This is a genomic window from Microcoleus sp. D3_18_C2 (assembly GCF_036702395.1).
Classification (GTDB): domain Bacteria; phylum Cyanobacteriota; class Cyanobacteriia; order Cyanobacteriales; family Microcoleaceae; genus Microcoleus.
This window is the reverse complement of record NZ_JAUBTG010000015.1, coordinates 107,551-119,387: the sequence shown is the minus strand read 5'-3', so window position 1 is coordinate 119,387 and position 11,837 is coordinate 107,551. Positions and strand designations below refer to the sequence as shown.

Annotated in this window: 9 protein-coding genes and 1 tRNA gene; 8 read left to right on the top strand and 2 right to left on the bottom strand. The window is 47.8% G+C overall.

Features of this window, described 5'->3' with window-relative positions:
* The first annotated feature begins 119 nt into the window (after positions 1 to 119).
* Entirely contained in the window at positions 120 to 1,259 is a 1,140-nt protein-coding gene (locus tag QUA88_RS12390; RefSeq protein ID WP_333056420.1) for a patatin-like phospholipase family protein, read from the top strand.
* A 97-nt stretch (positions 1,260 to 1,356) separates the two neighbouring features.
* A tRNA-Ser gene (locus QUA88_RS12385) sits at positions 1,357 to 1,445 on the top strand.
* A 154-nt stretch (positions 1,446 to 1,599) separates the two neighbouring features.
* Here QUA88_RS12385 and QUA88_RS12380 read toward each other — a convergent pair.
* The gene (locus QUA88_RS12380; RefSeq protein ID WP_333271914.1) at positions 1,600 to 2,538 is read right to left on the bottom strand and encodes a serine hydrolase; all 939 of its coding nucleotides are present in this window, start codon (positions 2,536 to 2,538) and stop codon (positions 1,600 to 1,602) included.
* A gap of 108 nt (positions 2,539 to 2,646) precedes the next feature.
* On the opposite strand from QUA88_RS12380, the gene QUA88_RS12375 reads away from it, so the two are divergent.
* On the top strand, positions 2,647 to 3,384 hold the full coding sequence (locus QUA88_RS12375; protein ID WP_333233685.1) for a C40 family peptidase: 738 nt from the start codon (positions 2,647 to 2,649) through the stop codon (positions 3,382 to 3,384).
* 59 nt (positions 3,385 to 3,443) lie between these two features.
* Positions 3,444 to 4,448 (top strand): glycosyltransferase family 2 protein, encoded by a 1,005-nt coding sequence (locus tag QUA88_RS12370; RefSeq protein ID WP_333056417.1) that lies wholly within the window; start codon positions 3,444 to 3,446, stop codon positions 4,446 to 4,448.
* Positions 4,449 to 4,616: 168 nt separating this feature from the next.
* Here QUA88_RS12370 and QUA88_RS12365 read toward each other — a convergent pair whose 3' ends face one another.
* Entirely contained in the window at positions 4,617 to 5,786 is a 1,170-nt protein-coding gene (locus tag QUA88_RS12365; protein WP_333056416.1) for an IscS subfamily cysteine desulfurase, read from the bottom strand.
* A 96-nt stretch (positions 5,787 to 5,882) separates the two neighbouring features.
* On the opposite strand from QUA88_RS12365, the gene QUA88_RS12360 reads away from it, so the two are divergent.
* The 4 genes from QUA88_RS12360 to QUA88_RS12345 all read left to right on the top strand — a co-directional run bounded on the left by QUA88_RS12360 (position 5,883) and on the right by QUA88_RS12345 (position 11,601).
* The gene (locus QUA88_RS12360; RefSeq protein ID WP_333271909.1) at positions 5,883 to 6,533 is read left to right on the top strand and encodes a hypothetical protein; all 651 of its coding nucleotides are present in this window, start codon (positions 5,883 to 5,885) and stop codon (positions 6,531 to 6,533) included.
* Positions 6,534 to 6,766: 233 nt separating this feature from the next.
* Positions 6,767 to 8,089 (top strand): four-carbon acid sugar kinase family protein, encoded by a 1,323-nt coding sequence (locus QUA88_RS12355; protein WP_333056414.1) that lies wholly within the window; start codon positions 6,767 to 6,769, stop codon positions 8,087 to 8,089.
* A 423-nt stretch (positions 8,090 to 8,512) separates the two neighbouring features.
* Positions 8,513 to 9,664, top strand: coding sequence for a circadian clock protein LdpA (gene ldpA / locus QUA88_RS12350; protein WP_333056413.1), 1,152 nt, complete (start codon positions 8,513 to 8,515; stop codon positions 9,662 to 9,664).
* A 170-nt stretch (positions 9,665 to 9,834) separates the two neighbouring features.
* The gene (locus tag QUA88_RS12345; protein WP_333271906.1) at positions 9,835 to 11,601 is read left to right on the top strand and encodes a R3H domain-containing nucleic acid-binding protein; all 1,767 of its coding nucleotides are present in this window, start codon (positions 9,835 to 9,837) and stop codon (positions 11,599 to 11,601) included.
* Positions 11,602 to 11,837 lie beyond the last annotated feature (236 nt).

Genomic DNA, 11,837 nt, shown 5'->3' with positions numbered 1-11,837 from the left:
TTAATGAACCCTAAACATTTAAGAAATTGGTTTGCTAATTGCTGCTACTGTACCTCATAACAGCGGGAACCGCTGTAAATCTAAAATCTAAAACCCAACATTTATCCGAGGTATTTCCCATGAGCAAGTGGTATCCGCAGCAAATTTTGCAAGAACCCGGTGTCAGAATCACCGCAACCGAAAAACAAACAATTCTTAGCAAATTTCCGCCTCCCGACGACAACGGTCAAATCTATGCCGACGGCGTTTTTGAAGGCGGCGGCGTGCGCGGAGTTGCGTTTTTAGGAGCACTCAGGTGCTGTAGCGATTTGGGCATCCAGTGGCGAAAATTGGCCGGCACTTCGGCAGGTGCAATTACTGCCGCAGTATTGGCAACCGACTTGTCAATAGATGATTTAGAGGAAATTTTAGGACAGCTCGATTACAGCATATTTTTAACTCAAAAAAACAGTCCTCTAATTTTAAACGGCGACCCCGCCGACGACTTGCAATCTCCTGCTTGGACTCTACTTTTCTTAACAGTTAGCCGTCAGATGGGAGAATATTCGGCGCAACCGTTCCGGCAGTGGCTGGAAGCAATGCTCGGTCGAGGTAAATTGCACACTTTTGCCGATGTCAAACAAATCGTAAAAGAGCGGGAATTAAAAGTAGTAGTATCCAACCTCAGTCGCGGTGAAATGTTGGTGCTGCCCGACGACTTACACCGACGCGAATCTACCGATTCCGATCCTTTGTACGAGCAGTTGCGACTCAAAAGGGCTGAAGATTTTAGCGTTGCTGAAGCCGTTCGGTTGTCGATGAGTATTCCGCTATTTTTTGAACCGGGAAAACTCGGCGATGACTTAATTGTAGATGGCGGAATTTTGAGCAATTTCCCCCTGTGGATTTATGACAAACAATCCGTCGGTGCGACTCCTGCTATGCCGCGCTGGTTTACCTTTGGGTTTCGATTAGTCGATACCGGAATTGAGACTAAAGTTAAGATTGATACTCCGCTGTCGATGCTGGCGGCGATGTTCCGAACGATGATGAAAGCAAGAGACCGCTATCACCAGCGAGAAATGGATAAGGGCAGGGTGATTAATATTGATGTGACTGACGCTGGGGTGACGACGACGGACTTTAATCTCGATGGCGATCGCAAGGCTCACCTGTACCGCTTGGGGTATTTGTATACTAAGAGGTTCTTTTTGAGTTCCAATTTTAGTTGGGAAAAACACTTGAAGGCTAGGGGCTTTGGGGAAGAGGCTGGAGGTTGAGGTCGCGAAAAGTATACAGAGTAAGGGATTGAGGAATTTTTAAATTAGGGGTTGGCAAGAATAAGATGTGTGTGCTATAGTTAGTTACTGTCATCTTGGAGAGGTGGCTGAGTGGTCGAAAGCGGCAGATTGCTAATCTGTTAAGGGTGTTAACATCCTTCGAGGGTTCAAATCCCTCCCTCTCCGTTTTAGAGCTTCTAGGAAAAAGTTCCTTTTAATCAAATTTTTGGACGGGCTAGAAGCCCATCCCACAAGAAAATTTTGTGGGATGGGCTTCTAGCCCGTCCCAATTATTTTTGCAGTTCAAGTCTAGTCTAGCCGCAATAATCAACTACTAAATCTAATTAAGCACTTTCATCGCTTCGACAACTTGCCGCGAGATAAATGGCAAAATTTCTTCATTCTTGCTATTCTCTTTCCCCTCGGTAAATACAACCAACAAATACGGCCGTAAGCCCTCTATTTCAATATAAGCAGCATCGTGACGAACTTGACTTGTCAGTCCGGCTTTTGACCACAATTTTGCTGATTCTGGCAATCCGCCACCTAAAAAACCCGTTACTTGATTTTCAGGATCTGCCTCTAATTCTGCTGGGTCTAAACTGCGTTTCATTAAACCCATCATTTCTTGCGATGCTTGGGCAGAAACAGCTACGCCGCCGATTATACTGTGCAGCAAACGCGCCGCTGCATTTGTGGTCAGCATATTTCTATGTTCCATTAATTCTCCTAGACAAGCTCGCTCGCGACCATAGGGGCCGTCACACCAGGTTTTCTGATTGACGTTAATATTTTGTAATTCCGGCCAATCCAATGATTGAAAGTAACGGTTGACGATGTTTCGCTGCTGTTTCCAACTTTCAAAGGGGCCTGGTGATAATTCTGGGCCACTGGTGGTGCCGGTGAGGGCGTCTACTACTAAACTTGTGGCGTCGTTGCTGGAATCAACTATCATATCTCGGACGGCGCGTTCTAATTCTGGCGATGTTTGAATCATGCCTTTTTGCGCCCATTCCCAGATGGCAACGAGGTAGAATAATTTGACGATGCTGGCTGGATAAATTCGTTCGGAACCTCTGGCGCTAAAACCTCGCGGTTGATACTTCCAAAATTCTTCTGGACTCAGGGCGCCGCCTGTATTGACTCGCACCGGGGGATCGTAGACTATCCAGGTAATGGCTGTACGATCGCCACTTAATCCTGTAAATTCTGACAATGCGGAGTCTATAATGCTACTGCCGAGGGTTTCTAATTGTTCGTCTTTGTGAAAAAATGTCATGGTTAATGGCTGACGGTTAACGGTTAACGGCTAGCAGCTAATGGCAATCTATCGTTAAATGCGAACAATAAATGCGAACAATTAACAGCAAACAATGAGCAATTAGCAATGGCCAATTATCAATTATCTGATGTTGTGGAGTACCGGGCCCGATCGCACATAAATATTTACGATTCCCCAAAGTGCGATCGATTGGCAACTCAAGCAGCGCTGGGGCGGCATTTGCGAGTTGTTGACCCCCCCCAGCCCCCCCTTATCAAGGGGGGGAGAAATGCCATAGACTCGGTTGTTGAGGGGGATACAACGGCTGTGATGGTGCGACTGTGCGAAGATGATTATCCGGGATGGCTGGATCTTCGAGATGTCGAGTTGCTCGATGTGGCAGAAACAGTGTATCATCCTCTGGTGGTTTCTGAGGCAGAAATCAAGGAAAAATTACCAATTGTAATTACTTTCGCTCGCGAGGCTATGCACCAATCCAATTATTATCTTTGGGGCGGTACAGTCGGGCCAAATTATGATTGTTCCGGCTTGATGCAAGCTGCTTTTGTGGCTGCGGGCATCTGGTTGCCGAGGGATGCTTATCAGCAGGAAGCTTTTACTAAACCGATTAGTATCAGTGCTTTAGAACCGGGGGATTTAGTATTTTTTGGTACGCCAGAAAAAGCAACTCATGTAGGATTATATCTCGGAGATAATCGCTACATTCACAGTTCGGGACAAGCACAAGGTCGCAATGGTATCGGTATCGATGTTTTGTCGGAGGATGGCGATCGAGTCAGTCAAGCTTATTACCAGCAATTGCGGGGATATGGTAAAGTTGTGGCAAGTTATCAACCTAGTTAGTTGTTGACGGTTGACTGTTGACGGTTGACGGTTGACTGTTAATATTATCGAATAAAAAAATGGACGCTGCATTATTTTTGGAAAAATTGGCTGCACAGCAGGCTGGCGCGGAGGTTGTTCTCGACGTTTCAGTGGTGGTGCCGGTGTATAATGAGGTGGAAAGTTTGCCTCATTTGATTGAGGCGATCGCCTCTTCTATCCAACCATCTGGACTCAGCTATCAAATTATTTGTGTAGATGACGGTTCTAAGGACGGTTCGGGTGCACTTCTCCAGCAGTTAGCCAGCACTCGCGATGACCTTTGTGCTGTAATTTTGCGCCGCAATTACGGGCAAACTGCTGCCATGTCGGCAGGTTTCGATCGCGCTCGCGGTCGTGCTATTGTTACCCTAGACGGCGATTTGCAAAATGACCCGGCTGATATTCCGCTATTGTTGGAAAAGTTAGATGAAGGCTACGATTTAGTCAGTGGCTGGCGCAAAAATAGGCAAGACAATACTATTAGCCGGTTGATTCCTTCTAAAATTGCTAACTGGTTAATTGGTCGCGTTACAGGCGTAACTTTGCACGACTACGGCTGTTCTTTGAAAGCTTATAAATCCGAGTTGGTAGCAGACTTGAATCTCTACGGGGAATTGCACCGCTTTTTGCCAGCGTTGGCGTTTATTGAAGGGGCGAGAATTGCAGAACTGCCGGTGCGACACCACGCCCGCCGTTTCGGTCAAAGTAAGTACGGAATTTGGCGAACTTTTCGGGTGTTGATGGATTTGTTAACTATTTCTTTTATGAAAAAGTTCCTGACTCGACCAATGCACGTTTTTGGACTTTTGGGATTGGGTTCTATGACGTTGGGAACGGTTTTAGGAATATATTTGACTTTCGTGAAATTTGGCCTCGGTCAAAGTATTGGCAATCGTCCTTTGCTGATTTTGGCTGTGGTTTTGCTGTTAACTGGCGTGCAGTTATTTTGTTTTGGTTTGCTGGCGGAAGTGATGATGCGGACTTATCACGAGTCGCAGGGAAAACCGATTTATCGGGTGCGCGAGGTATTTGGTTCTAAGTAACTAAATGACTTTTTTTCATCTTTCCGATCCCCCCTAGCCCCCCTTAATAAAGGGGGGGACAAGAGTATCTTCATAGTCGCACTTATTAAGGGGAATTTAGGGGGATCGAGACTTTGATAAAAATGAGAGAGATAGTGGGTTTTAGGCTTAAGTTGACACCAATACTTTCTAACTCATCACTTTTTGAGCTTGTCGGAGAGATTGAATAGTTGCGATCGCGTGTTGGGAAACTGCATCTATTTCTGCTTCGGTATTGAACCGGCCAATACCAAACCGAATTGAAGCATAAGCTAATTTGTCCGATCGCCCGATCGCTGCTAAAACATGAGATGGCGATATTTTCGCCGAAGTGCAAGCAGAGCCCGAAGAAACCGCAGCCGCCGATTGCAAACCCAACATCAACGCTTGACCGTCAACGCCACCTACACTAATATTGAGATTCCCCGGCAATCTCTTCGTAGCGTGACCGTTGAGAACAACATCGCCTAATTCACTCAAATTTTCCCACAAACGCTGCCGCAAATTAACCACTCGTTCTGTTTCCGATGGCATTTCCGCAATTGCCAATTCTACTGCTTTGGCAAACCCAACTATTTGCGGTGGGTAGAGAGTTCCCGATCGCATTCCCCGTTCATGACCTCCTCCGTGCATTTGCGGCGCTAGCTGCACTCTCGGTTTGTTGCGACGCACGTAGAGAGCACCGATGCCTTTTGGCCCGTAGATTTTGTGGGCTGTCAAGGACATTAGATCGATATTCATCTCCTCTACATCCAGGGGAATTTTGCCGATCGCCTGTGCCGCATCTGTGTGAAAAAGAATGTCATTTCCCCGACAAATTGCAGCAATTTCTGCGATCGGCTGAATGACGCCAATCTCATTATTTGCCGTCATCACTGAAACCAAAATTGTCTCTGCCCGAATCGCTTTGATCAAATCGCCTATATCAATCAGCCCGTCGCTTTTCACTGGTAAAACAGTAATGTCAAACCCCAATTTTTGCAAATAGGTACAGGGGTCGAGAATAGCATTATGTTCGGTTTTTACTGTGATAATGTGCTTTCCTTTGCTGAAATAAGCTTCGGCGATACCTTTGATCGCTAAGTTATTTGCTTCGGTTGCACCGCTGGTAAAAACAATTTCTTCGGGGGAAGCATTGATCGCTTCTGCTAAAATTTGTCGTGACTGTTTAACCGCTGCTTCTGCTTCCCAGCCGTAGACGTGGCTGATGCTGGCTGCGTTGCCGAACTGTTCGGTAAAATACGGCAGCATCGCCTCAAGTACCCGTTGGTCTACGGGGGTTGTGGCGTGGTTGTCGAGGTATATAGGACGTGCGGACATAGTGCAGTTTTGGTTGAAAAAAGTGTTAGGTTTATTGTAGACGAGCCCCTTGTTCTACTACAAAACTTTATAATTAAGAAATATTTGTGAAGATTTATGCGAGCTGACATTCAGGGATTAGAAATTACTGTTGGTGAACTCAAGCACCTCACCGGCGCGGGGCCCGATCGCGTATACCGCCCGCCGACAGCGACTAAGTTTGCCCGCGAAGCTTTGAAAACAGCCGGTTTAATAGTTTTGGTTCTAATCAGTTGTTGGCTGCTGGTTGCGATATTTCCTAGGGCGTATGTGTGGTGGTTCGTCCTTCACTTCGCTGCGATAGTTGGTTTAATCTTGGAGGATGCCTGGAAAATTTGGTGCAGTCGGCAAAACCAACATTTAATTAATCTTTTTGATGATGTCGATCGCTATAATGGTATAATCGAAGCGATAGAAATTAACGATAGGATAGAAGATGCCGGCAATGCGGCAGTCAAAATCGGCGATCGAGCAAAAGTTATTGCAGCCTTGCAGCTAATCAGAGAGGATTTAGTTCGAGCTTTGAAAACCGAAAGAATTCTCAGGGAAAACAAAAAATTTGTCGCTACTAACTCCGAATTGTTTACCAATAATTTGAAAAGTTTGAATTCCCTGCAAATTAGCGATCGAGCCACAGAACAAGGGCGATTGCTAAACGAAGCTTTGCAGATAGCCGTGGGGGTTCAAGCAGAAATGAAAAAGTTGCAAGATCGAAAGGCTGCTAATTAAAAAAATGGCAGAAGTTAGTAGCGTACACGGCGGAGGGCGCCTCTTACCCATTAGCAATATACAGCTTACTGAACCGCAACAGGCAGGATGCCTGTTCCACTCGAACTCAAAGACATTTTTAAAATTATGAATGAGGAGAATAGTTAAAAAAATATCATAATTATTGTAAATTTTTTCCTGTTACGTAACAGGTAAGGATATCTTGGAAAGGTGACGTTAACAACCAGGTCAGTATGTCTTCTGCCAAACCCAAGATTATAGTTCTCGACGACGATCCGACAGGTTCTCAAACCGTGCACAGTTGCTTGCTGCTGACACGTTGGGACGAAGACACCCTGCGTTTGGGGCTGCGGGACAAGTGCCCGATTTTCTTCATACTGACAAATACTCGATCGCTAACTCCCGAAAAAGCAGCCTCCGTCACCCGCGAAGTGTGCCAAAATTTAAAAAAGGCGATCGCCAGCGAAAAAATCGAAGACTTCCTAATAGTTAGCCGTTCCGATTCTACCCTGCGCGGTCACTATCCCATCGAAACCGACGCGATCGCCGAAGAACTCGGCCCCTTCGACGCCCATTTTCTAATTCCCGCCTTTTTTGAAGGAGGCAGAATTACCCGCCACAGCGTACACTACCTAATAGTTAACAGCGTCCCGACACCAGTACACGAAACCGAATTTGCCAAAGATTCAGTCTTCGGGTACAGTCACAGTTACCTGCCAGACTATGTAGAAGAAAAAACCAAAGGTCGCATCCCCGCTGATGCAGTCGATCGCATTTTACTCGGAGACATTCGCTACGGAAGTTTAGATCGACTGATGGACATGACAGACAACCAATGTGCAGTTGTTGACGGCCAAAGCCAAGGCGATTTAGACACATTTGCCAAACACATTCTCCATGCAGTCAGTCAAGGCAAAAAGTTTTTATTCCGCAGTGCAGCAAGTATTTTAACATCCTTAGCTGACCTCGGCCCGCAGCCAGTAGCAGCCGACGAAATGGCAAAATACGTGAGGGATGGCAAACCCGGTGCAGTCATAGTTGGTTCCCACGTTAAGAAAACTACTGAACAATTGGAGCGCTTGTTAAAAGAACCCAATATAGTTAGCATTGAAATAGATGTATCTCACTTGTTAGAAGATTCACCAGAGTATCGCACCCAACTGCTCGATGAAATTCTCGAAAAAGCCCGCACTTCTCATGCCGATGGCAAAACGCCTGTAATTTATACCAGCCGCAAGGAACTCGAATTTGAAAATACCGAAGTCCGGTTAAAATTTGGAGAGGCGGTTTCTGCTTTATTGATGGATATCGTGCGGGGACTGCCTGCCGATATCGGGTTTTTGATTAGCAAGGGCGGCATTACTTCTAATGATGTTTTGAGTACAGGTTTGTCGCTGAAAAGTGTCAGGCAAATCGGTCAAATTATCGCAGGTTGTTCGGTGGTGAAAACCGAGGCTAATCATCCTCTGTTTCCCAATTTACCAGTTGTTTTGTTTCCGGGAAATGTGGGGGATAGCCATGCTTTGGCTACGGTTTACAAGCGGCTGAGCAAGTAGTAGAGCTCGTTGAATCGCTGATTAACGCAGATGAATGTAGCTTCAAGTTAGGGAGTAGAATGTTCATCTGCGTTTCGTCGCTGGGTTTCAATGCTCGATCGAACTTTATGGCAACTGCCACTGCACGACCACTTCAAAAAAAATCTCTCGCCTACTTTTTTGCCAAATCGACCCTAGTATGATATAGTAGAGAGTCTGTGCGTAATTACAGCCGATCGCCAAAGTGGAAAATCGCCTCATCGTTAGGCACTATCAAAAAAATTAGATTTCTCAAAAATACTTACCTCAGAACTCTACATATAGGGCCAACAGCACCAGAGCTACTGCTATCAGTAGCGTTTCCAGCTTGTAACCGCCTAAATTTTCAAATTAAGTAGAAATTTCCACATAGTAATTTTCAGCTCAAAGGATTAGCATATAAGGGTGACAGAACATTATCATCCCCTAAACTCATTAAAAGATGGCCATTGGTTCAAGCTGATCTGTGGGGCGAGCTTTCAACACCTGCCTGCTGTACGGAATCTCACCTTGGCTTACACCTTAGCAGGCGCTGACTGTATCGATGTCGCGGCAGATCCCGCCGCCGTCGCCGCAGCGAAAGAAGCCCTACAAGTGGCCAGCGAATTACAGGCAAGAACTCAAAACCGCAGGTTTGGCGGCAAAGGGTTGCCGTTGCTGATGGTGAGTTTAAACGATGGGGAAGACCCGCATTTTCGCAAAGCCGAATTCAACCCAGCCGATTGTCCGGCGGACTGCTGGCGGCCGTGCGAAAAAATATGTCCAGCCGAAGCAATAGTTTTTCAGAGTGCTGGCAGTGGTTTTTCCGGGGTGATAGACCAGCAATGCTATGGCTGCGGTCGCTGTCTGCCGATTTGTCCGAGCCAACTGATTTATACTCGTTCTTACGTGTCTGCTTCCGCCGCGATCGCACCTTTAATCTTGCAATCCGGTGCGGACGCCCTAGAAATCCACACGCAAGTAGGCAGAGAGGCAGATTTTGCGCGACTTTGGTCGAGCATAGCTCCCTGGGTCGCTCAACTCAAGGTAATAGCAATTAGTTGCCCCGATGGAGACGGTTTGATTGATTATTTGCGGACACTCTATCAAATAATTTCCCCCCTTCCTTGTCCCCTAATTTGGCAAACGGACGGTAGGCCAATGAGCGGAGATATCGGAACAGGAACTACTAGAGCAGCAGTCAAACTCGGTCAAAAAGTTTTGGCTGCCCAGTTGCCGGGATACGTGCAACTTGCAGGCGGCACTAATGCTCACACTGTCAGCAAGCTGAGAGCCGAGGGACTGATGAAGGATGCCGGGAAAAATTTGTCAGTTCCCCCTGTCCCATACATTGCAGGTGTAGCTTACGGCAGCTATGCCAGGGTTTTGCTATCGCCAATTTTAGAACAGTTAGAAACAATGCAGACCGATCGAGCTTATGCCGTTCCGGTGGCAGTCGCGCAGCCAGGAGCCGGAGTTCAAACATCTCGGCTACCTCAGCTCGAAGCCGTCCCAGAACTTCTCTCAGAGGCCGTGAGTTTAGCTAGTTCTCTAGTTTCCCCGCTCAAAGAATTTTAGTCAGTAGTCAGTAGTCATTAGCCATTAGTCATTAGTTAGTGGTTAGTAGTTAGTAGTTAATTTCAACAACAACTGGCAACTGACACATAACAACTGGCAACTGGCAACTGACAACTGTTAACTGACAACTGACTAAAAAGTTGAAAACGTCACCGAACACATCGAGGCGAATGCAGATTACAGACGACCTCAACAAATTATTAGACATCGTGCCAGATGAGATCCGGCAGCCCTTAGAGCAGCACCCGCAGCGCAACAATCTCATTGAGATTGTCATGGATTTGGGCCGCCAACCAGAAGCTCGTTTTCCATCCTTGGCCGAACCTCTTTCCCAAACTCCGATTACCAAAGCAGACCTCAACTATTGCATCGAGCGAGTCGGCCACTTCGGCGGCGACAATCGAGCCGGTATCGAGCAAACCCTGCACCGAATTAGCGCCCTTCGCAACCGCAGCGGCGAGATTATCGGCTTGACTTTGAGGGTGGGCCGCGCTGTGTTCGGGACGATCGGCATTATCCGCGATTTGGTGGAAACCGGTCAGTCAATTTTGATGCTCGGCCGCCCCGGAGTCGGCAAAACCACGGCCCTGCGGGAAATTGCCCGCGTGCTCGCCGATGACTTGGAAAAACGGGTGGTAATCATCGACACCTCCAACGAAATTGCCGGAGATGGAGATATCCCGCACCCGGCGATCGGCAGAGCTCGCAGAATGCAAGTTTCCCGCCCCGAACTCCAGCACCAAGTCATGATCGAAGCAGTGGAAAACCATATGCCGCAAGTGATCGTGATTGACGAAATCGGCACGGAGCTCGAAGCTTTGGCGGCTCGGACGATCGCCGAAAGGGGCGTGCAGTTGGTAGGTACCGCCCACGGGAACCGGATCGAAAACTTGATGAAAAACCCGACTCTGGCAGATTTAATTGGGGGCATCCAAGCGGTGACGCTGGGAGATGACGAAGCAAGACGGCGCGGTTCTCAAAAGACGGTTTTGGAGCGCAAAGCACCGCCAACTTTTGAAATTGCCATCGAAATGCTGGAACGCCAGCGCTGGGTAATCCACGAGCGAGTTGCAGATTCGATCGACACTCTGCTGCGGGGACGCGAACCGAGCCAGCAAATCAGAAGCGTCAGCGAGACAGGAGAAGTAATTATCGAGCGCGAGTCAGCCGCTCCCCCCGCGCGGTTTCCGGGGATGGCCGCTTCCAGCAGCACGGCTGCGGTATCAGCAATCCGGCCCGTCACACCGCTCTCTGGCTGGCGGAGTGCTGGCAAAATGGTGCCGATGCCCGCTCCAGGCGAGAACTTGGCTCCTAAAAGCGCGCCGGTTTCTGAGACTCGGTATTTCGAGCAACTGCTCGAAGAATCCCTGTCCGTCGAGCCGGTACCTAAGCCCGGACGTTTTTCCCAGAATGTCGGCCCTAACGGCGAAGATTTGCCCCTCCACGTTTATCCTTACGGCATACCTCGTCACCAGCTCGAACAGGTGATTTCGACGCTGAACCTGCCGGTGCTGCTGACGAAGGATATTGAGAGTGCTGACGTGGTTTTGGCTTTGCGATCGAACGTTCGGAACCAGTCGAAATTGAGGCACTTGGCCAAAACTCGCCAAGTTCCCCTGCACACAATTAAGGCCGCCACTATTCCCCACGTAGCGAGAGCTTTGCGGCGCCTGTTGGACATGGATGACCCAGGTACCCCGGAAGTGGCAGACCTCGCCTTATTCGCCCGCAGCGGTTCTTCTGACGAGCTCGAAGCTCTCGAAGAAACGCGCTTAGCAGTCGAGCAAATTGTCATTCCCAAGGGACAGCCGGTGGAACTCCTGCCCCGTTCTCCCAACGTCCGCAAAATGCAGCACGAACTTGTGGAACACTATCACCTGAAATCCCACAGTTTTGGGGAAGAACCTAATCGCCGCCTGCGGATATATCCAGCTTAAAGTGGGAGATTAGTGCCTTTGAAGGCAGAAGGTGGAAGGCAGAAGGGATAATTTTTTCCTGGGTTCTGTCTTTGACCTTTTGCCTTTTTCCTTTAAGTAGCTGGCAAGTTTCTGATATGATATGGTGTGACACTGTTCTTGTTCAGGCGATCGGCTAAATTCCAGATTTCTAATTCCAAATTCCCCAATTTCCAATTACCAATACTTCTACTACACGAGCTTACAAGTTACCCAAT